Genomic DNA, 21,439 nt, shown 5'->3' with positions numbered 1-21,439 from the left:
TTACAACTCCAATTCTTTCATCATTTTTTTGTATAACTCGAAGTATTGTGACTTCGAGAATTCGCGAATGACCTCATCAGGTAAGTTGCCGAGTAAATTATCTAAATAACCAAGAACTTTTTTACGATCTCCAACTGATAATTGGTCACCACCTGCTTCTGCAAATGCATCTGCTGATTCTTTATTTGTTTTAGGAGCGGAAACATCTGATTTGCGAAGTTCTTCCAGAGGGGAAAGTTTTCCCTCCATCGCATATTCATCTAAATCAACTTCGTATTCTTCGGATTCATCGGAAGCAAGTGTAGGAGTTCTAATTCCTTGCGTTAAATCATTTGTTAAATCAAAACTATCATCAATAGTAACATCGGAAGTGAGATCACCAAAATCAGTTTCTGCTTCATGTTCTACTAAATCGATGTCTTCCATCGGTTCCAGGTTGAACTCGGAAGTGGAGTCTTCGTCATTCGAATCTAATTGGAAATCAGAAATAGGTTCATCTTCAATTTGTTCGGAAAGAGTGAATTCTTCTTCCTCTGGCAAAGTAGCAATGTCTTCCAATCCTTCGCCAGGAAGTTCTTCCCCAAGAATTGCATCCAAACTTTCAGGAGATAAGGTGACGTCTTCTTCTTCCAACTCTGCTTCAAGTTGTCCGACTCCACCCGCAGCAGATTCACCTTCTTCCTCTTCCAGACCAGCAATATTTTCCAACTCTTCCATTGATAATGCAATGGACTCGTCTTCTTCCTCTTCGGCCAAAAGATCGGATTTCGGTGTTAGGTCCTCTTCGTAAGGAAGTGGAGCTCGGTCTAAGCTATCAACTAATTCTTCGTCTGAAACTTCTTCTGCCTCTGCGGCAATGGAATCGAGTTCTTCCAATGAAAGAGCAATTGGCCCTTCGTCTTCTTCATCCTCTTCAGACGCAGACTCAAAACCTTCCATTTCCCCTTCCAAACCTTCTACAGACGGTTCGGAAGTATCAGACTCAGGTTCGCCAAAATCAAAACCAAAATCATCTCCGAGATCAGTATCCAATTCATGGTGTTCTTCGTCGGAATCTTCTTCCACTGGATCGTTAGCAATGATGCTACCCAATTCGTCTGGACTTAACGTAATGGATTCGTCTTCGATTTCTTCACCAAGTAAGTCAGAAGATGGATCTTCCATATCTTCTGGAATGGCTCCACCTGAAATATTTTCTAACTCTTCTAGAGAGAGAGTTAACGGTCCCTCTTCTTCTTCGGCAGATGTTTCTGCTTCTAATGATGACGGACTTTTTTCTTCCGCAATAAAATCATCACCTAATAAATCGAAGCCGCTCTCTTCTTCCTCAGTAAAATTAGGAAGATCGGTATGTTCGTCTGTTGTAAAAAATTCTTCTTCCGATGCTAAGGTTTCTTCTAAACTCGCCTCACCACCAGCACCAAGGATACTTCCTAATTCTTCATCGGAAAGAGTTAGATTTTCATCTTCTTTGTTATGACCAAATAATTCATCTTCTTCTGGATCTACTAAAGATTGGAAAGTAGTTTCTTCTCCACCAGGTCCTAAATCATCTTGCGGAACAAAAGTCTCTTCGTTGTCATAATCAGTTAAATCAAATTGAGGTTTTCCCTCTTCATCAAAAGCAAGTGTTGTATCAATTTCTGAGTCATCCAAATCAAGATCTAAATCAGAATGCTCATCGATTAACGCGTGTTCTGCGCCCAAACCATCTCCCGCCATAGAACTTCTTTCTGGTAAACCAGAATGTTCCTCTTCCGGGAGAGATCCTGTTATGTTCTCTAGTTCTTCTAAAGAAAGGGAAATTGGACCGTCTTCTTCTTCGTCTGCAGATTGTTTTTTATTGGAAGTAAGAATTCCATCTTCGCCATTCAGGATGGATTCAATTTCTTTATCGAGATCAATTAAATCATCATCGAATTCTAATTCGAGTTCATCTTCATCATCAACAGTTTGAAGATTTTGTGATTTGCTTTGTGAACTTGGTTGTGGTGATTCTAAGTCAGAATCTTCTTCATAGTCTGAAAAATCAGCATGAATGTCTTCATCGTGTAATATGGGGTCTTCTTCCCCAAGCAAATTTAAATCGGAATCTAAATCAATATCTAATATATCATCATAATCATCGGAGGATGCAACCATATCGGATATGGAATCATCTTCATCTTCGAAAGCGGAGATATCATCTAAGTTTGGTGCTTCAATCCCAGGAGAGACATCCAAATCATCATCCCCGATATCAAAATCATCCAAATCTAACGAAAACGAGTCTTCATCGAGTATAGGTTCGATGTTCTCTAGATCTTCGTTTTTATTCTTTTCTTGATCCGCCATTCGCCTCGATTACCGTTTTCCCAAATTTAGTACCTGGCCATCCTCTAACGGCTGTTCCAAGATACTGTCCTCCGTTTTGATTTGCGCTCCTGGTAATGTTCCACCAGCGATCTCAATTAAATCGTTTCCGTTAGAACCAGCATCCAATGTATAAACTCCAGGGTTCACAACGGGTCCCTCAATTTTAACACGGATCGGTGCTTCCGAATAGATTCTTTTTCGCAAATCAGGGTTTTCCTTCAAGTAAACCAATCCAGACAATATTACAATAAAGAATACCATTCGTCTGATCCAGATTGAATTCAAAGGAAATCCCCCTCTGGTATATTTTCGGCAAGAAGGGGGGAAAAAAATTAACGTTCGTGCAGTAAAATGCGAACTTTTGCTTTCTTTAGGAGATTTTCTTTCTCTTTCGAGGTTGGAAGTGCTTCTGCTTCCTGTAAGAGTTCAATGGCGTGGTCATGGGACAAATCGTCTTCAGAATCCCCACCCTCAGTGAGCACTCGGATTTGGTCATTTCTCACTTCGCAGAACCCACCATCGATGGCGATTCGGAATTCTTTCCCAGCAGTATGCAATTTGATAAGCCCAAAATCGAGTTGGGAGACAAGGGTTGCATGTCCTGGCAAAATTCCGAAATAACCCACAGAACCTGGCAGAATCACTGATTCTGCCTTGCCCTGATATAGGATTTTGTCTGGTGAGATGACTGTTAAAGTCAGTTCTTTACTCATCCGAATTAACCTTTGAGTTGTTTAGCCGCTTCGATCACTTCGTCAATTGATCCGACCATGTAGAATGCTTGTTCAGGAAGAGAATCATACTTACCTTCAATGATTCCTTTGAAGGAACGGATGGTATCTTCTAACTTCACATATTTACCAGGTCGACCAGTGAACTGTTCTGCCACGTGGAATGGTTGGGAGAGGAATTTTTCCAAACGACGAGCACGAGCCACAAGGATTTTGTCATCCTCAGAAAGTTCGTCCATACCAAGGATCGCAATGATATCTTGAAGGTCTTTGTAACGTTGTAAAATTCTTTGTACTTCACGCGCTGTGTTGTAATGCTCTTCCCCAACGATTTGTGGGTTCATGATTCTGGAAGTGGAATCCAGTGGATCCACGGCAGGGTAAATCCCTTTTTCAGAAATCGCACGAGAAAGAACCGTAGTGGCATCTAAGTGCGTAAACGCAGTTGCAGGAGCCGGGTCAGTTAAGTCGTCGGCAGGAACGTAGATCGCTTGCACAGAAGTAATGGAACCTCTGGTTGTGGAAGTGATTCGTTCTTGTAATCCCCCCATCTCTGTGGAAAGAGTTGGTTGGTATCCTACCGCTGATGGCATACGACCAAGAAGCGCCGATACTTCAGAACCTGCTTGGGAGAAACGGAAGATGTTATCTACGAAAAGAAGGATATCAGATCCAGATTCGTCACGGAAGTTTTCTGCCATTGTTAATGCAGAAAGAGCCACACGAAGACGTGCACCAGGAGGTTCGTTCATCTGACCAAAACAAAGTACTGTTTTGTCAATAACACCAGAATCTTTCATCTCGTGCCAAAGGTCGTTTCCTTCACGAGTTCTTTCCCCTACACCAGCGAACACAGAGTAACCACCGTGTTGTTTTGCGATGTTATTGATAAGCTCTTGGATAAGGACGGTTTTACCAACCCCAGCACCACCGAAGAGTCCTGTTTTTCCCCCTTTGATGTAAGGAGCAAGAAGGTCGATTACCTTGATCCCTGTTTCAAAGATCTCAGTTTTAGGTTTAATTTCTTCGTAAGAAGGTGCATTTCTGTGGATAGGAAGTTTTTTAACATCTTTTGGAAGGTCACCCATCTCATCGATGACTTCACCTAACACGTTAAAGATACGACCTAGAGTTTTTGTTCCTACTGGAACTGAAATCGGAGAACCTGTATCCGTTACTTCCAAACCACGTTTTAAACCGTCTGTGGATTGAAGAGAGATCGCACGAACTGTGTTGTCTCCGATGTGTTGTTGCACTTCTGCAGTGATGGTAACATCTTTGCCGTTTACTTTCGATTGAATCTCTACCGCATTGTAGATCTCAGGCATATTGCCGGAATCAAAACTGATGTCCAATACCGAACCGATGATTTGTTTAATTTTACCTTTATTCATATATACTCCGAAAGACCTTTGTTAGGAGATGGCTTCCGCTCCCCCTACGATTTCTGAAATTTCCTGCGTAATTTTTGCCTGACGAACTCGGTTGTATCCACGTGTCAGAAGTTTGATCATCTCACCAGCGGCGTCTGTTGCAGCCTTCATCGCCACTCTACGTGCAATGTGTTCGGACGCAACTGACTCCAAAATGATTTTAACAAAAGTTGTTTTAATCACCATTGGAAGTAAGTTTTCTAAGATGGTTTTTGGATCTGGTTCGTATAACACTTCTGGACCCGTAGAACCTTTGGAACCCGTTTCTTCCATTTGAAGCGGAAGAACAGACGTGATCTCAGGTTTTTGATTGGCTGCTGAATAATAATGAGTGGAAATGATTTCAACAGAATCCACCGATTCGTTGGCAAAACGTTCCATAAAATAAGAAGCAAGATCGTTAGCTTCTTTACTTCCGGCTTTGTCATCGATGTTGGTGTATGATGTTACCAATTCAACTTTTGCAAATTTAAAGAAAGAGATCGCCTTTTTCCCTGCAGCGTGGACTTCTACTTCCACACCTTTTGACTTCAACTCTTCGATACGGTTTTTGACCATACGAAGAAGGTTGGAGTTAAAACCACCGCATAACCCACGGTTTGCGGCGATAGCAAGGATAGCAACTTTACGGATTTTGTCCGGCTTCCTTAAGTAAGGGCTGTGGATGATCCCGGCAAGGCTAGACAAAGAAGAAACTAACTCACGTGTTAAGTCAGCGTATGGTTTCGCCGCATTCACTTTGTTAGTGGCTTTTTTTGCCTTTGCCGTGGAGACCATCTCCATGGTTCGAGTGATTTTTCTCGTGTTTTTAACCGAGTTAATCCTCTTTTTTATCTCACGCGGTGTCGCCAAGATCTTTCCCCTTAGTTATTCTTTGCTAAAAAATGTTCTACAATCGATTTGATTGTTTTTTGCAGAGCTGCTTCTTGTTTCACTTCTTTGGCAGTTCTGATTTCTTCCAATACTTCTGGGTGTTGTTCTCTCATTGTTTTCAAAAGGAAGGCTTCGAATTCTCTTACTTTTGCAGTAGGAATTGTATCCATAAATCCTTTTGTCACAGCGAAGATCGAAATCACTTGTTCTTCCACTGGAGTTGGTGAGTTGTTTGGTTGTTTGAGAATTTCAAGAACTCGGTAACCACGATCAAGCTGAGCTTGTGTCACTGGATCTAGTTCTGTTCCTAACTGTGCAAACGCTTCTAGGTCGCGGAACTGTGCAAGATCAGACTTGAGTGTTCCCGCTACTTTTTTCATCGCTTTGATTTGCGCTGCAGATCCAACCCGTGATACAGAAATTCCCACATCCACCGCAGGGCGAAGACCCGATGCAAAAAGGTTGGATTGGAGGTAAATCTGACCATCTGTGATGGAAATTACGTTTGTAGGAATGTATGCTGATACTTCCCCTTCTTGAGTTTCGATGATTGGAAGTGCAGTCATAGACCCACCACCGAATTTATCATCTAGTTTCGCTGCTCTTTCGAGAAGGCGAGAGTGAAGGTAGAATACGTCCCCAGGATATGCTTCACGACCTGGTGGGCGGCGAAGTAAAAGTGACATTTGTCTGTAAGCTACGGCTTGTTTGGAAAGGTCATCGTAAACAACTAGAGTTGCTTTCCCTTCTTCATACATGAAGTATTCAGCCATTGTTGCGCCTGAGTAAGGTGCAATGTATAACATAGGAGCAGGTTCTGATGCGTTTGCCGATACGATGATCGTATATTCAAGAGCACCTTTTTCGCGTAACATTTCGATGGTGGATGCAACAGTAGATGCTTTTTGTCCAATCGCTACGTAAACGCAGATCACACCTTTTCCTTTTTGGTTGATGATGGTGTCGATCGCGATGGAAGTTTTTCCTGTTCCGCGGTCACCAATGATGAGCTCTCTTTGTCCACGTCCAATTGGGATCATCGCATCAATCGCTTTGATACCAGTTTGCATTGGTTCGTGAACTGATTTTCTCATCGCGATTCCAGGAGCTGGAGACTCAACTGGTCTTGTTTTTTTCGCGTTGAGTGGTCCTTTTCCGTCGATCACTTCCCCAAGTGGGTTAAGCACACGACCAAGAAGTTCTGGTCCCACTGGAACTTCGAAGATTTTTCCCACACGTTTAACTGTGAAACCTTCTTCGATTTTAATATAATCACCAAAGATAACAACCCCAACTGAATTTTCTTCTAAGTTGAAGGCTTGGCCTCGAACTCCGTTTTGGAATTCAACAAGCTCTCCTGACATTACGTTTGTGAGTCCGTAAACTCTCGCAATCCCGTCCCCGACTTCGAGAACTGTTCCGACTTCTTCAACTTGAAGGTCTTTCTTGAAGTTTTTAATTTCTTGTTTTAGTACCGACGTTACTTCGTCTGTTTTAATTTTCATTCAAATGCTCCGACTGGGATTTTCTTTTGGAGGAGAGCCTCTCTTGTTCCGGCAAGTTTTGCGCGGATTGAGGCATCGATTAAAAAGTCGTCTATATAAATTTTGAATCCACCAATGAGGGCTGGATCCACTTGTTCCGTGACACGAATTTCACGTCCAAACTTAGATCCGATGGACTTCGTGATTCGATCTACTGCTTCTTTACCTAATGATTCTTTGGAAACGATACGAAGGGAACTACGATTTTTAAGTCGGTCCACACCTGCACGATAATCTTCCAAAATATCCTTTAAGTAAAGGAACCTGTTTTTACGAACCACAAGTGTAATGAAGTTGGCAACAAACTCTGATGCCTTCCCTTGAACTGACTTTGCGGCAGTTTGTTCTTTCTCAGAAGGATCAACTAATGGAGAAAGAAAATAATGGCGAATCGAATCATCGGAAAAGAAAACATCAACGAGTGTTGATAATTCCTCTTCCGTTGACTCAAGAGAGTTAGTTTCTTGAGCTAACTCTAAAAGTGCCGTTGCGTAAACCTTTGAAATTTGGTTCAGACTCATTTTATTTTAAGTTTATCGAGTTTTGCGATCTCTTTTTCAACAAAGGAAGCATAGTCTTCCTTCTTCAATTGTTTCTCCAAGATCTCACTCGCGATGAGAACGGACATTTCCACAATTTGGTTTTGTAACTCAGACAAGGCTCTGCCTTTTGCCAATTCGATTTCTCGAACAGCATTGTCTTTGATTCCCTTTACTTCATTGTGTGCTTCTTCCGTCAATTTAGTGCGGAGAGCAACTGCATCTTTCTTAGCTTCATCGACAATTCTGTGTGCTTCTTCTGTTGCTTTGAAGAGTTGGTCTTTGTATTCTTTTAAAGACTTTTCTGCTTCAACACGAAGAGATTCCGCTTTGTTGATATCACCTTGGATGCCGGAAGCACGTTCTTCGAGAGCATGAAGGATCTTGTCCCATGCAAATTTTTTAAGAACGAAGACAACAACTGAGAAAGTGACCAGGGTCCAGATGACCAGACCCGGATTGACTTTCAGCAAATTGAAGCCGGAAGCCGCGAGGAGTACCAAGACTATTGTCCTTGTTCTACTTTAGTGGCACCAGCACCAATTGTTTTGTCAATTGAGCCATTGAGTTTGAGCGCGATAAGAAGAGCGATTACCACTGCGAAAAGTGCTGCACCTTCAATCATACCTGCTGCTACGTAAAGAACGAGTTGGATCTTTCCCGCTGCTTCTGGTTGGCGGCTAATGCTTTCTGCCACTGATCCACCAATTCTACCAATACCGATTCCTGCACCAAGTAATGCAAGTCCTGCTGCGAGTCCTACTGCGATGTATCCTAAACCGAATTCCATTGTTTTCGTTTCACTCCTGTGTGTTTTATAATATAAATAAAACCAATGTTAATGTCTATGCATCACAGTTCCGATGAACACGGTTGTGAGCAGTGAGAAAATGAACGCTTGTAGAAGTGCTACAAGAAGTTCTAAAAAGTAGATGAGCACTGAACTGAGAACAGATACAGGTGCAATCATCCAACTTTCACTCATAAAGATAAACCCAAGTAACGCAAGGATCATAACGTGTCCTGCTGTCATGTTGGCAAGTAACCTCATGGTTAATGCAAACGAACGGGCAATATGAGTAACGATAAACTCTAGAACCCACATGAGTGGCCAGAGTGGGAGAGGAACTCCCTTAGGAACCGCATGTGCTACAAAGGAAAATCCTTGGTAGGAGAAAGCAGTTCCGTAAATCGTAAGTAAGGTGATAGATGCGAGAGAAAGAGTGACACTGATGTCACCTGTGGGAGTGATCCCAGACCAAATCTCACCAAATGTATGGAGAGAATGTGGAGTGTGTTCGAATAACCCAAGAGCGACAAGTCCGTCAGATGCTGCAACAGTCAGCTCCCCTACCGATGGGATGAGTCCAAACAAGTTACAGAATAGAATAAAGAAAAACAAAGAGAAGATGTAATGGTAGTAAGAATGTCCGTGGTGGTCGAGAGATGAATCGACTACGTTTTCTTTTAAGTAACTCACAAACGCTTCCACACCCGAAGTGAATTTGTTATGCACCTTTTTCGGATTTTTAGAAATGAGGTTTGCGGCAGGGATAAAGATGAGGAACATAAAAAAACAAGCGATCCACATCATGGTCACTCGTTTGGTGATGTGAAGGTCAAGACCACCAACATAGTGATATTTCACACCGTCATGGTTTACGAAGACATCGTGATTTTCAGCATCGAAACCAGATTGGCCTTCCATTACGATTGTGCCACCGAAGTTCAATGGGAAGATAGGAGCGTCACCTAAGTGGTGCGCCATCACTTCGCTGAAATCGAAGCCCTCATCAGAGCTGTGCCCTTCCGAATCGTTTGCAAAAACATTCGTAAAACTAAGGGAAAAAACTAATAAAAATGATAAAAAAAACCGATATTTAGACTTATTTTCCACTGAAATAGCTCGCAAATACAAGGAAAAGAAGGTGGACGAAATAGGCAATTAAAAATCCAGAAGTTGCCTCAAAAGGGTATTCTAAGACCTGAAACGCAGTCAAAATGCCTAAATTCAGAAAAAACGAAAGAAATACAGTGAAAAGAGGGAAGCCAGTCTCTGATAAAGCAGGGATTTTACGAGGAAGGAATCGTAATTGTAAGATGGCCATTTGCACGGAAAAGGAAATGGCACCCCCAATATAAAAAAGAATTCGAAATCCATCTTCCACAAAACGCGCTGTTAGGGGAAGACTTAGAATCAATACAATGAAAAGATAACTAAAATAATGCCAATGGAATCGTCTGAGATTGATCGAATTTAGATCCATGGGTTCACGTTGTGATAGGAAGGGTTTGGGGGCAAGCCGGAATGGGTATGGGGTTTGCGAGGATAAAAAGGTATAGATCCCCGCCCTAATCGAACTGGGTGGGGTTAACCACCCGCCACCCAATGGCTTCCATATATCACATGTTTGCTGGTTTGGGAAATAAGAATCTCTTTTTCAAATTTTTATTTTTCGATAAGTTCGCGTTTTTGTAACGATTCAATCAGATATACGTTAATGGCTACCCAATTGGTCCAAAATTTGTTTTAATTGGCTTGCTTGTGTCTCTTCAATTCCAGAAAGACAAAAAATCTTCTCTGGTATCAATTTTGCTTTTTCTCGGAGCGATTTTCCTTTTTTTGTAAGCACGATATTCACAATGCGTTCATCAACATTACTTCGCTCACGAATTAGGTAATCCATTTGCTCTAATCGTTTTAAGAGCGGTGTCAATGTTCCAGAATCCAACTGGAGCCTTTCGCCAATTTTACTCACTGTTGAAATTTTCTCTTCCCACATAACAAGCATTACTATATACTGGGGGTAAGTTAACCCTATGTCCGCAAGAAGCGGACGATAGAGTTTCATCAACCGATGCATAGACGAATACATCGAAAAACAAATTTGGTTCTTTAACAAAAGAACCTCATCTTTTTGCGATTTAACCTTGGACAAGTTTCTCTATATCCTTTTCGATTGCTTCTGGTTTCGTGATTGGCGCGTATCGTTTCACAACGTTTCCATGTTTATCCACCAAGAACTTGGTAAAATTCCATTTGATATCCAATGATCCAAAAATTCCAGGAGCACTCTTCTTTAAATGAGAATATAGTGGATCTGTATTTGGACCATTCACTTCCAATTTTGAAAAAATTGGGAATGTGGTAGAAAAAGTTTTTTCACAAAACAATTTAATCTCTGTATCAGATCCTGGCTCTTGTTCCCCAAATTGATTACATGGGAACGCTAAAATTTCTAAACCTTTCCCTTTCCAACGATCATAGGTTTCTTGTAATCCTTTGTATTGAGGAGTGAAACCACATTGGCTTGCAGTGTTCACAATCAACAAAACCTTATCCTTAAATTGTTCCATCGGGATCTCTTCAGATCCACGTTTCACTTTAATTTTATAAAAATCTTCTGCCATGATTTACTCCGCTTCTTTCAATTAGATTGTGCACAATATAATTTTGTTCAATCTTTTTATTTGAGGAATTGAGAAAAAAGGGAAGATTTTAGGTTTTTTTGCGGATATTAAATCCCCGCCCTGAATTGGGTGGGGAACTACAACCCGCCTCCCAATGTCTACCTCTTACCACAGCTTGTTTTGATTGACAAATCCCTATCTCGAATCCCAAATTTTTCTTAAAAAAAGTTCATCTTTTAACGATTTTTACTCGCTTTCATACTCCACCCATTCCTAATAATACGAATTTTATTTCGGAAATTGAATCTAAAACCTTTGGAGTCATTTATGAATTTACATATGGTCTTACGACCTGTCTTACTCTGTTTTTTCTTTTTATTGCCAACATTACTAATGGCAGAAGGAGAAACGGCGGTTACTAGTCCAATCGATAAGTCTGACACGACTTGGATGTTGGTTTCTTGTGCTTTGGTCTTTTTTATGATACCTGGGCTTTCTCTTTTTTATGGCGGTATCGTCCGGTCCAAAAACGTATTGTCCACGATGATGCATAGTTTTGTTGCTATCATTGTGATGACATTACAATGGACAATCTTCGGATATAGCTTTGCGTTTTCTGGTGAGAATCCTTATATTGGAAATTTCGATTTAGCATTCTTGGATGGTATCGATCTCAACTCAGCAACAGGATCGATTCCAACTTACGTTCATTTTTTATTCCAAGGAATGTTTGCTATCATCACACCTGCTCTCATTTCAGGTGCAATCGCAGAACGAATTAAACTATCTGCCTATATTGTTTTCATTCTCGTATGGTCAACGTTAGTCTATGATCCAGTGGCACATTGGGTATGGTCGGAATCTGGTTGGTTATTCAAAATGAATGCGTTAGATTTTGCTGGAGGTACTGTTGTACATTTAATTTCGGGGATTGCCGGATTATCAGCAGCAATTGTCATAGGCAAACGAAAAGGTGATCCAGGCCTACTCACTCATCCAAATAACATGACGTATACATTACTTGGTTCGGGATTATTATGGTTTGGTTGGTTTGGATTCAATGCAGGATCTGGTCTTGGTGTGAATGGACTTGCGGCAAGAGCATTTCTCGTGACTTTAGTTGCTCCCGCAGCTGCTGGTGCAAGTTGGTTACTCATTGAATGGTATCATACAAAAAAAGCCACGGCACTTGGTGCTGCTTCGGGTATTGTTGCAGGCCTTGTTGTGATCACACCTGCCTCAGGTTTTGTTGGAGTCAAAGGAGCCATAATTATGGGATTACTTGTATCACCTATCTGCTATTTGGCGATTCTTCTAAAAGGAAAACTAAAGTACGATGATACCTTGGATGCGTTTGGAATCCACGGAGCTGGTGGTGCATTTGGTGCCATTTTAACTGGAATCTTTGCATTAGAATTAGCAGAAGGAATGACATTTCAAAGTCAAATGATGGCACAGATCATCAGTGTTGTCGCAACGGGATTTTATTCTTTTGTTGTGTCTTATCTATTGGCGGTTGTCATTGAAAGAACCATTGGATTTAGAATTGAAGAAGACAAAGAAATCACTGGTCTCGACCAAGAGATTCATGGTGAAAAAGGATATGATATTAGGTAAATAATATGAAATTAGTAATTGCAATCATTCAACCACACAAACTCGAAGAAGTAAAAAACGAATTAACGAAAAATGAAATTTATCGTTTAACAGTCAGTGATGTACAGGGTTATGGCCAACAAAAAGGGAAAACAGAAGTGTTCCGTGGCCATGAATACCAAGTAAACTTACTCAGAAAAGTTCGATTGGAAATCGCAGTCAATGATGAATTTGTAAAACCAACAGTTGATGCCATTTTGAAAGCAGCAAAAACGGGTCCTGAAGGTAAAATTGGTGATGGTAAAATTTTTGTTATGCCATTGGAAGAAGTGATCCGCATCCGCAGTGGCGAACGAGGAAATAAAGCCATTTAATTTCGAAAATGCTCCCATAGAATGAACTGTAATTCTATGGGAGTTGGAGTTTTTAAGTTTTTACCAAGTCCAAAATGTATTCTTGGTTGGACTTACCACCGGGAACAAATGGATATACTCCCCAATCCGATGGTATTTTGATTTCCACAAAACTTGGTCCACTACTTCCCAACATAACCTGCAAATCAAAATCATTTTGATCTTTTTCCCATAACAAATATGGAATCTCAAAAGAATCACATAACGTTTGAAAGTTGGGATGAAAATGAAACTTCGATCCAGAATAAACATTCCCATAAAACAAATCTTGTTGTTGTTTTACTAATCCAAGATGCATATTATTCATCAAAATGATTTTTACATTGAGATACAGTTCTCGAAGTGTTGCCAACTCTTGAAGATTCATCATGATCGAACCATCACCTGTAAAACAATATACCGTTTGCTTTGGGTTTGCCAAAGATACACCAATTGATGTAGGTAACCCAAAGCCCATTGTACCTTGCCCACCAGAAGTGATCCATGTATTTGGATTGGGAAATGGATAATACTGAGCCACCCACATTTGGTGTTGTCCCACATCCGTGATCACAAAATGATCTTCACTTGAAACATAAGAAGCAAAGTTAGTGATGAGTTCTTTTGCTGGATGGATTTCTGGAATTTGTTTCCAAACTTCTATCTGTTGTATATAACTAGATGTTTTATTTTCTAGTGAGTGGAAACTGGATTCTTTCCTAGGAATGGGAAATAGATCAGAAATCACTTCTGAAATGTCTCGATTGAAACTGAGATTTGGCTTTTTGATTTTCCCAATTTCATTGGCATCAATATCAATATGAATGATCTTTGCATTCGGACAAAATAATTCTCTGTTTCCAATCGCTCGATCATCAAAACGAACACCAATAGCAATGAGTAAATCACATACTCCTAACGCTTCATTGGCCGTTATGGTTCCATGCATTCCCATCATTCCTAAATTTAGGGGATCATTTTTTTCTAAAATCCCAAGTCCCATTAGTGTTGTCACAGCAGGGATTTGGTAATGATGAAGAATTTCACGAAATCGTTTGGATTCTTTTTTAGCTCCCCCACCCAAGTACAATAAAGGAAACTTAGCATCCGTTAAATACTGGTTCCATTCCTGTAAAAAAAAGGAAAGAGAAATCGAATCATTCCCTGAGAAGGAAATTGATTCCATACCACTTGGATCAAATGGATTCTTGGATTCAGGTAATGTTCTATGTCCGAAAGAAATCGTTTTCATTTGAATGTCTTTTGGCAAATCAATCCATACAGGCCCTTGTTTCCCTTCGGACGCGAGCCGGTACGCTTCTTCCAAAATCGATGGAATCAATTTTGCATCTTCCACCGAGTATACCTTTTTTACCATCGAAGTAACGATTTGTTCTGTATCTAATTCTTGGAATGCATCTGTTCCTTTTAAGTGAGTGGGAACTTGGCCAGAAAACACCAACATTGGTACTGAATCTCTAAAGGCATCTGCAACAGCTGTGATGAGATTGGCAACACCTGGACCAGAGGAAACAAAAACAACACTCACCTTCCCTGTGCTACGAGCCATTCCTTGTGCAATAAAACCCGCACCTTGTTCGTGCCTGGCAAGAACATGGCTTATGTTAGATACCGCCAAACTCTCGTATAACGGCAAAATGGTTCCACCTGGAACACCTGGGATCCATTGAATTCCTTGTTTCTCTAAAAATTGAATGATATATTGACTTACGGTAATTGATTCGGTCATACGTATTCTCCCTTTTTGGTTTCCTCGTCGACTTTTGCTTTCTGTCGACCGAGGAAACAATAGGAGGATTATGACAGAAAGCTACGTATGATTGAAGAGACGACGACGACGACTAGAATGAGGGATCTGAGTACATAAGAAGGCAAACCCAATGCATAACGGGAACTGTTCCCGATTGTGTATGATTTTGCCAACGTTTCCATAGTCTGATTCTTTTATTTGATTCATCAATGATTTGGTCAAGAATTTATTTGGGAAGGAAGTTCATTCGTTTTCTTTGGCACGTTTGATCAGTGAATAAAATGCAAAAACAAACCCCAAAAAAAATCCAACCAGTAACCAAAGTGGCTCCGATTGGAGATACCCATCTAAATAATAACCGCCGATGACAAAGAAGACAATCGAGGATACAAATTCAAAACCTGCCCCAGCCATTGCTAATGGTGACTGATCTTTTTTACCAGAGGAAGGTTTTTTAGGATCTTCTGTCACTGCAAAATTCGACCAATCCTATCAAAACGAACACTGAGCCTCCAAAGCCGATAACGAAGTGTTCTTTCGATCCAACCAAATCGAGATTCATCTCCATAATAACGCGCATTATGTGAAGAGAATACTTCCGAATAGTGACATCTTTTTTCTAATGTTTCCCCGTCATATCGTTCTGCAATCTCGGGGCCTTTCTCTGCTAATTCTTGTCCATCTTTGTATTCACAAGTGGAGTCCTTCCAGTCTATGGAAAAATAAATGATAAGAGCCTTACCTAAAATATCTTCCCGTTTTACAAATCCCCAAGCACGGGAGTCATGAGAATCATCTCGATTGTCTCCCATCACCATGTACTGTCCTTCTGGGATTTCGCAACCATGTAAAAAATCACAATACTCAAAGATATGAGCTCTTCTATCGTCCTCAAATCCTTCCAAGATGTAATGTTCAAATCCAGGTTTCACTTCTTTGAAGAGCGCTCGTTGTGTTGCTTCTAAATTATCTAAATCAGACAGTTCCTTTCCAATGGGAACTTCTTTGGGTTCATAAGATCGGAATTCGGTGGCACCTTTTTCTTTGTACTCAACGAGTGCAAAGTGTACTCTCCCTCTGTCCTTTGTATCGATGAATTTTCTTGTGATACGAATGGTATCTCCAGGTAGACCAACCACACGTTTGACAAATCGTTTGGCAAAAATTCCAGAACGAGACTCTTCTTGTCCAAGTGCCGTAGCTGGTGGAATAAAGGTGACAATGTCTCCTCGTTTTGGGTCATCGATACGGAAGAGTTCTTTTTCTGTGAAAGGCATTCGGAAGGAATACCGCATTTTATTCACAAACAAAAAGTCCCCAATTTTTAAAGTGGGGATCATCGATCCTGATGGGATATTATTTGCATCTAATATAGATGATTTGAAAGCAAATACGAGGACAACAATGATTCCAAAGGAAATTCCTGAGGCAGCGGCCCCTTCCTTTTCTGGTTCTTTGGATTCTGGTTTTGGTGTGGACTTGAAAATGGAGGAAAATAATCCCATAGTTCGAAGCTAAGGAATTGGAATTTTCTGTCAAGAAAGGGGGAAAAAAAGCGCAAAAGACTTGTACTATTTTCGGGAATCGACGATACCATACATGGAGATCTTCTGCTTATGGAAACATCAATCCGTGGATTACGTAATACCCTAATTGAGATGAAGGAAAACTATTCTTTTGTCTGTATCAAAACGGGAACCGAAACAGAAGATATGGGAGAGGAAGAAATTTCTCTTCTCCGAACGATCACTGCAGGCATATTACCTCTCTATGTCAAAATTGGTGGGCCAGAAGCACGTAATGATATCCGCATTTGCCAAAGGATTGGTGTTTCAGGGATTTCTGCTCCTATGGTGGAATCCGAGTATGCCCTGAAAAATTTCATCCAAACGATGAAAAACCTCCTCACTCCTTCTGAATTTGAATCTTATAACAAATCCATCAATATGGAAACCATTACTGGTTACCGTAATTTAATGGATATCTTCGATTCTCCTTCCTTCCAAGAACTACAGCAAGTAACAGCTGCTAGATCTGACTTAAGTGCCTCCATGGACAAAAAACCAGATGATAAAGAAGTGACTCGTGTTGCCAAAAGAATCATTTCAGAAGCAAAGAGTCGTGGGAAAAAAACTTCAGTTGGTGGAACCATAACCAAAACTAATTTTGAACTCATTGCAAATGAAATTCAACCTGACTATATCAATTCCAGACACATTATGGTGGATACAAAAGAAGCCATGAAAATTGGGGCAGCAGACATCGCAGAATGTATGTTAGTATTCGAAATGGATTTATTTGAATTATTCTCCAAAACCTTTCCTGAAAAAGGATACTATTACAGAAACCGAGTTGAGATCAATAGAGAACGAATCGGTGAAAGAAAGGTATTGTATTTCATTCGATAAGTGGTTTATTTATTTTTTCTTTCTAGTTTAATTACTTCCTTTCTTTTTGTTTCTCCTAAACACTTTCATGCCCCCTTTCAAAAGGGGGTATCTCTTTTTTTCCTTGGTCTCTTCGTATATTCAGTTTGGAAAAACAAAAAAGAATCACCGAACTCAAAATCATTTTCTAAGTTTTTTTCCTTACAAACGCATAATGACCTGCTTCCTTATTTTGTTTGGGTGAGTGGGCTTTGTTTTCTATTGGCAAGTTCCTACCATGCGTATCATCTCACCCAATTTTTTGTGAATTCCTTTTTATTCCATGATGCCGATTACATTGGAATTTCTGATGTATTACTCTCGTTCGCGAAAGGATACGGATTTCAAAGCCATTATTATAGTGATACCGTAAATGGTAGTTATCTAAACCATCACTTTGCTCCAGGGATGGCTTTTCTTTCCCCCTTCGTCAAGTGGATTCCCAATCGATATGGGCTAGCCGTTGGTGTATTTTTATGTTACCAACTGACAACGATTTTATGGTTAACTTGGGCCTATTTCGTATCCCAAAAAAACAAATCATCGATTGATTTGAAGTTTTTAGTGATTTGGGTGGTACTTACCAATCAATTGTATTTGTATCGGATTGGTTCCAGTTATCATTTTGAAATTCTTGTAGTCTTCTTTGGTTGTTTCTTTTTTTACCAGTGGGAACGATGTAAAACCATCCTTGTAGATGGCAAAACCAAATTCACCAAACAGTTATTATTGTTAGGATTATCTCTGATCTTATTTCTCATCCAAAAGGAAGACATTGGTATTTATCTCTGTTTGTTTTTCCTTCCGGTGATTATCACTTCCCTTTATCAGGTTTACCGTGCATATAGAGAAAATAGATTTCTTACAAGTACAAGCCAACGGAAGGTCTTTTCCCTCTTCGGAATTCTACTCATCACCGTATTGTATTTAGGTTTTGTTTTTTTCCTTTTCCCGATCCTAAATGGTTCCCATTCGATATTAAGTTGGTCTCAAGTTTTGAGACAAGAATATCACGCCTCTTTCAAACAAGTGACTAGTGTTTCCAAATCAATTCAAATCTATTTAGAATTACTTACAAGTGGGGGACTTGGAATGATCCAACTCATTCCCGAACTTCTTGGCATCAGTTTGATTTACCTAATGCATGTGCTCTCCACAAGGCCTTGGCACCATGAAGTGTATTCGTATTACAGTTATTCCCTACTTCCCTTTTTACTTTATAGTGGGATTTTATGGCTCAAGTCCGAAAAACAAATTTCCCTTCCCCTTGTGTATCTCATCTTAGCTTGTTTGTTTTGGAAAAACTCGATGGACCAAAATTTTCCACTCGTTACCCAATCAAAAGAACATTGGTATGATTCCAAGGTCCAAGCTGAGGTAAAAGAAGACTTACCATATGCCAATGGAATTTTACAAACTGAGGCGGAAAAAGAATCAACTCACTCAGCAAATAAAAGAAAGGAACAAATTGTATTTTCCCAATACAATCTTTCCTTTTTTATCAATGATAAGGTGACACTCTATCCACTCGAAAAGCTACAGAACGGAAAGGAAATTTGCGATCAAACAAAACTTTGTTATGTGGTTTTGGCTCCTGAATTCACTGACACAATTCTTTGGCCGAAACAACGCATCCTCGATACCTTTGCAGAGGCCAAAACACGGAATCATCAGAAAATTTGGCAAGGAAAACAAATTGAAGTTTGGAAACTTAAGAAGTAAAAAAATTTCAATTTCTTTGGAAGTGTTATCCTTTCAGAAAATGAAGATTTCGTTCGGAAACATTTTCCAATTCGAATCAAATATCGTTCCAATCAATGGAAAATGAAAGGATTATACAATCCTTGAGAAACACTTAAAATTCTTTTTTAGGAAACAATATGAAAGACTTCGTATCCATTGTCTCTTTTTTCGATACGGATTTGTCCTTCTAACACGAGTTTTTGGATGATGCTATACACAAGACCAAGGGCCGTTGGCAGGTGGCCACCATTATGTACTTTTTTTCCGATCGCCGCTTCCATTAATACTTTTAAGTCAGATTCCCCTTCCCGAAGGCGACGGAGCACTCCTTTCTCTAAGATACTCAGAGTTTTTTTCACAAGAGTGATCGTTTTTTTGGGATCTTCAATTTCGCTTCCGTGGGCAGGTAACATTCGTTTGATGGGTTCTTCTAATAACTTAGAAAGGGTAAAATAATAATCCCCTAAGTTCCCATCCATCTCAGAATAAATGGCTGTGAGATTGGCAATGATGAGGTCTCCCGAAAAATAAACCCCTGTGCTTGGGTCAACGGGAGTGATATGGTATAAATTATGACCAGGTGTGTATAAAAACCGAAAGAGCCTTCCACCTAACTCCAAACTATCATTATGATCAATCGCCACATCAATGCGTAAGACTGGATCCCCTTTTTTAGTTTCCCCAAACTTACTAAAAAACTGACGCCAACCCTTACGAGATTCCGTTAGGATACGACCCAGTTCTTCTTTGTCACCAAAGGCTTTGTGAAATAAATCCTCAGTGGCTTCTTCAAAGAGTAACATCGATTCCAAATAATTCCCAACTCCATCTGCCATAGCACGGTATCCATAATAGGTTACATTTTTGGCATAGGATTTAAGAACTAAGGCAGAAGAGATATGATCTAAGTGGTTGTGCGTGTAGATGATATGACGAATGTCTTTGAAAGAAAATCCCTTGGTTTTAAGGGATGCTTGTAACATGGGAATGGATTCGATGTAACCTGAATCAATCAGGGTGAGTCCATCGTTTCCTTCATACAAATAGATGTTATTTGGAGCGTAAAACGGTTGGGGCAGAACAATCTTGAAGATACCATCCCCAATGTCCTCCATCTCAGGAATTCGCTTAGGGATGGTTACTTTCAAAGTTTCACCTTATGGTTGTTTTTTGATGATCAATCTTCTTTCAATTTCGAAGATTTTTTCTGGGATTTTTTCTTTTCCCAATTTCTTTTTGTCGTTTTCTTTGAGGAAAAGATCCGCACCAAATTTATCCAATGCATCATTTGCTTTGATGTTTTTCAGACCAATAAATTGGATTTGTACTTCTCCCGCTGGGATTCCGTATTCTGTTCCTTTGTCTTCTGTTGTGAGGATTCGGGAAATACAAGTTACCGTATCACCAGAGAATGCAGGTTGTGTATGGTATCCTTCTGTGAAACCAAGTTCCCAAATCGCATTTTCAGAAATATCACGAGATGCCATACCAGCTAACCAACCAAATACGAGTCCACCATACACCACTGGTTCTCCACCCATTGGGCCTGAGATTCCTGCAGAATACAATTTGTCATAATGAAGTGGGTGTGTGTTTCCTACTCGGTAGGTCCATTGGTAGTGTTCGTCTGTGATCGTTCTACCGTTTTGGTGTACATAAATTTGACCTGGTTTGAAGTTTTCAAAGTAAGTATGTCCCCAAGTGACATCTTTCATCTCAGTTGGGAATTTGAGGTTTGGAAGTTTGAGTGCAGGAGTTTTGGACTCAGGAAAAAAAGCAGAAGCATCACCAGGTTTTGGATTTCCTTTTGGTTTTCCATTGGACTGGTAAATCATGATCTTACGTTCGTATTGTAACACCACTTCGTTTTTTTGGTTGAGGCAAAGGGTTCTCACACTCACGATTCCTGGTTTATCAGGCCCTTTGTCATCTACAGCCAAAATTTTTGTGCGAGAAGACAAGGTATCACCAGGATACACTGGCATTAAAAATTGTGCGTTGTAATAACCAAGGTTTGCAAGCGCCTTTTCACTGTTATTCTGAACACCGATAGAAAGCGCTAAGTTAAACACCATGAGTGGGTGGACTAGTAAGTCTTGGAAACCATGTGCTTTTGCATATTCACTGGATAAGTAAAGAGGATTGGCATCCATAAACACAGTGGCAAATTCTTGGGCAAAACTTCTGTCGACTGTGAATTGGCGAGGGTGAACGTAAATATCACCGACATTGAATTCTTCGAGGTATCGTCCGTAGATGTTCTTCTTGATGTCAGAGAGAGAGGCAGGGGTCTTGGGAGCTAACTCACCAAAAGGGGACACTGATTTTTCGACCATGGGAATTCCTTTTTCGAATGGGATAGGACTAATTTTCCAAGAGAGGTCCTACAGAAAACGATTTTTCCAGCTCATCCGGTCGCTCGTTTGGCGTATTCCTCCTTCCAAGCGCTGTGCCAAAGATACCATTCTTCCCGAACCGCGCGGTATCTTGTCAAATCACTGCGCACTTCTTGCATCAGTAATTCCAATTCTTCCACTCGGCGAAAGAGGCGTAAGGTCAAAGCCTCCCACTCTTCCTGGTTCTCTGCCATCCATGGTTCCATAATTTAACTATCGGCGGATCTTT

General features: G+C 40.4%; 23 protein-coding genes. 4 read left to right on the top strand and 19 right to left on the bottom strand.

Going from position 1 to position 21,439, the window contains the following annotated elements; all coding sequences use genetic code 11:
- The 13 genes from EHQ59_RS02205 to EHQ59_RS02145 all read right to left on the bottom strand — a co-directional run bounded on the left by EHQ59_RS02205 (position 1) and on the right by EHQ59_RS02145 (position 10,886).
- Positions 1 to 2,334 (bottom strand): hypothetical protein, encoded by a 2,334-nt coding sequence (locus EHQ59_RS02205; protein WP_135617502.1) that lies wholly within the window; start codon positions 2,332 to 2,334, stop codon positions 1 to 3.
- Between the two features lie 9 nt (positions 2,335 to 2,343).
- Complete coding sequence (locus EHQ59_RS02200; protein ID WP_244245334.1) at positions 2,344 to 2,559, bottom strand: polysaccharide biosynthesis/export family protein; 216 nt, start codon at positions 2,557 to 2,559, stop codon at positions 2,344 to 2,346.
- A gap of 128 nt (positions 2,560 to 2,687) precedes the next feature.
- Positions 2,688 to 3,068: an ATP synthase F1 subunit epsilon gene (gene atpC, locus EHQ59_RS02195; RefSeq protein WP_135617500.1), complete on the bottom strand. Its 381-nt coding sequence runs from the start codon at positions 3,066 to 3,068 to the stop codon at positions 2,688 to 2,690.
- A gap of 5 nt (positions 3,069 to 3,073) precedes the next feature.
- Complete coding sequence (gene atpD / locus EHQ59_RS02190) at positions 3,074 to 4,480, bottom strand: F0F1 ATP synthase subunit beta (protein WP_135617499.1); 1,407 nt, start codon at positions 4,478 to 4,480, stop codon at positions 3,074 to 3,076.
- Between the two features lie 21 nt (positions 4,481 to 4,501).
- A complete protein-coding gene (atpG, locus tag EHQ59_RS02185; RefSeq protein WP_135617498.1) occupies positions 4,502 to 5,371 on the bottom strand; it encodes an ATP synthase F1 subunit gamma in 870 nt (289 codons plus the stop codon).
- Positions 5,372 to 5,382: 11 nt separating this feature from the next.
- On the bottom strand, positions 5,383 to 6,897 hold the full coding sequence (atpA, locus tag EHQ59_RS02180; protein WP_015677260.1) for a F0F1 ATP synthase subunit alpha: 1,515 nt from the start codon (positions 6,895 to 6,897) through the stop codon (positions 5,383 to 5,385).
- The gene (gene atpH, locus EHQ59_RS02175; RefSeq protein WP_135617497.1) at positions 6,894 to 7,457 is read right to left on the bottom strand and encodes an ATP synthase F1 subunit delta; all 564 of its coding nucleotides are present in this window, start codon (positions 7,455 to 7,457) and stop codon (positions 6,894 to 6,896) included. The genes atpA and atpH overlap by 4 nt, the downstream gene beginning before the upstream one ends.
- Complete coding sequence (locus tag EHQ59_RS02170; protein ID WP_015677608.1) at positions 7,454 to 7,978, bottom strand: F0F1 ATP synthase subunit B; 525 nt, start codon at positions 7,976 to 7,978, stop codon at positions 7,454 to 7,456. The genes atpH and EHQ59_RS02170 overlap by 4 nt, the downstream gene beginning before the upstream one ends.
- A gap of 2 nt (positions 7,979 to 7,980) precedes the next feature.
- Positions 7,981 to 8,265 (bottom strand): ATP synthase F0 subunit C, encoded by a 285-nt coding sequence (gene atpE, locus EHQ59_RS02165; RefSeq protein WP_002975055.1) that lies wholly within the window; start codon positions 8,263 to 8,265, stop codon positions 7,981 to 7,983.
- Between the two features lie 48 nt (positions 8,266 to 8,313).
- On the bottom strand, positions 8,314 to 9,393 hold the full coding sequence (atpB, locus tag EHQ59_RS02160) for a F0F1 ATP synthase subunit A (protein ID WP_425270108.1): 1,080 nt from the start codon (positions 9,391 to 9,393) through the stop codon (positions 8,314 to 8,316).
- A complete protein-coding gene (locus tag EHQ59_RS02155; protein ID WP_135617495.1) occupies positions 9,362 to 9,742 on the bottom strand; it encodes a hypothetical protein in 381 nt (126 codons plus the stop codon). Before EHQ59_RS02155 ends, atpB begins: the two co-directional genes overlap by 32 nt.
- Positions 9,743 to 9,973: 231 nt before the next feature.
- Positions 9,974 to 10,414: a MarR family winged helix-turn-helix transcriptional regulator gene (locus EHQ59_RS02150; RefSeq protein WP_135617494.1), complete on the bottom strand. Its 441-nt coding sequence runs from the start codon at positions 10,412 to 10,414 to the stop codon at positions 9,974 to 9,976.
- The gene (locus EHQ59_RS02145; protein WP_135617493.1) at positions 10,401 to 10,886 is read right to left on the bottom strand and encodes a glutathione peroxidase; all 486 of its coding nucleotides are present in this window, start codon (positions 10,884 to 10,886) and stop codon (positions 10,401 to 10,403) included. The genes EHQ59_RS02150 and EHQ59_RS02145 overlap by 14 nt, the downstream gene beginning before the upstream one ends.
- Before the next feature lie 327 nt (positions 10,887 to 11,213).
- On the opposite strand from EHQ59_RS02145, the gene EHQ59_RS02140 reads away from it, so the two are divergent.
- Positions 11,214 to 12,503: an ammonium transporter gene (locus tag EHQ59_RS02140; protein ID WP_135617492.1), complete on the top strand. Its 1,290-nt coding sequence runs from the start codon at positions 11,214 to 11,216 to the stop codon at positions 12,501 to 12,503.
- Positions 12,504 to 12,508: 5 nt separating this feature from the next.
- A complete protein-coding gene (locus tag EHQ59_RS02135; protein WP_002975072.1) occupies positions 12,509 to 12,856 on the top strand; it encodes a P-II family nitrogen regulator in 348 nt (115 codons plus the stop codon).
- A 52-nt stretch (positions 12,857 to 12,908) separates the two neighbouring features.
- On the opposite strand, the gene ilvB is transcribed toward EHQ59_RS02135, so the two are convergent.
- The 3 genes from ilvB to lepB form a co-directional block, all read right to left on the bottom strand.
- The gene (gene ilvB / locus EHQ59_RS02130; RefSeq protein WP_135617491.1) at positions 12,909 to 14,624 is read right to left on the bottom strand and encodes a biosynthetic-type acetolactate synthase large subunit; all 1,716 of its coding nucleotides are present in this window, start codon (positions 14,622 to 14,624) and stop codon (positions 12,909 to 12,911) included.
- A 264-nt stretch (positions 14,625 to 14,888) separates the two neighbouring features.
- The gene (locus EHQ59_RS02125; RefSeq protein ID WP_135617490.1) at positions 14,889 to 15,116 is read right to left on the bottom strand and encodes an AtpZ/AtpI family protein; all 228 of its coding nucleotides are present in this window, start codon (positions 15,114 to 15,116) and stop codon (positions 14,889 to 14,891) included.
- Positions 15,113 to 16,150: a signal peptidase I gene (lepB, locus tag EHQ59_RS02120; RefSeq protein WP_135617489.1), complete on the bottom strand. Its 1,038-nt coding sequence runs from the start codon at positions 16,148 to 16,150 to the stop codon at positions 15,113 to 15,115. Before lepB ends, EHQ59_RS02125 begins: the two co-directional genes overlap by 4 nt.
- Positions 16,151 to 16,261: 111 nt before the next feature.
- Here lepB and EHQ59_RS02115 point away from each other — a divergent pair, with 111 nt between their 5' ends.
- Both EHQ59_RS02115 and EHQ59_RS02110 read left to right on the top strand, forming a co-directional pair.
- Positions 16,262 to 17,053, top strand: coding sequence for an aldolase (locus EHQ59_RS02115; RefSeq protein ID WP_135617488.1), 792 nt, complete (start codon positions 16,262 to 16,264; stop codon positions 17,051 to 17,053).
- Complete coding sequence (locus EHQ59_RS02110) at positions 17,054 to 18,793, top strand: DUF2079 domain-containing protein (RefSeq protein WP_135617487.1); 1,740 nt, start codon at positions 17,054 to 17,056, stop codon at positions 18,791 to 18,793.
- A 146-nt stretch (positions 18,794 to 18,939) separates the two neighbouring features.
- On the opposite strand, the gene EHQ59_RS02105 is transcribed toward EHQ59_RS02110, so the two are convergent.
- The 3 genes from EHQ59_RS02105 to EHQ59_RS02095 form a co-directional block, all read right to left on the bottom strand.
- Positions 18,940 to 19,962 (bottom strand): MBL fold metallo-hydrolase, encoded by a 1,023-nt coding sequence (locus EHQ59_RS02105; RefSeq protein ID WP_135617486.1) that lies wholly within the window; start codon positions 19,960 to 19,962, stop codon positions 18,940 to 18,942.
- A 9-nt stretch (positions 19,963 to 19,971) separates the two neighbouring features.
- Entirely contained in the window at positions 19,972 to 21,150 is a 1,179-nt protein-coding gene (locus EHQ59_RS02100; RefSeq protein ID WP_100718408.1) for a MaoC family dehydratase, read from the bottom strand.
- Positions 21,151 to 21,221: 71 nt separating this feature from the next.
- A complete protein-coding gene (locus tag EHQ59_RS02095) occupies positions 21,222 to 21,404 on the bottom strand; it encodes a hypothetical protein (protein WP_207762651.1) in 183 nt (60 codons plus the stop codon).
- Between the last annotated feature and the right edge of the window lie 35 nt (positions 21,405 to 21,439).

It is taken from the genome of Leptospira kemamanensis (assembly GCF_004769665.1).
GTDB classification, from domain to species: Bacteria; Spirochaetota; Leptospiria; order Leptospirales; family Leptospiraceae; genus Leptospira_A; species Leptospira_A kemamanensis.
The sequence above is the reverse complement of the archived record's forward strand: the minus strand, read 5'-3'. Positions and strand labels throughout refer to the sequence as shown.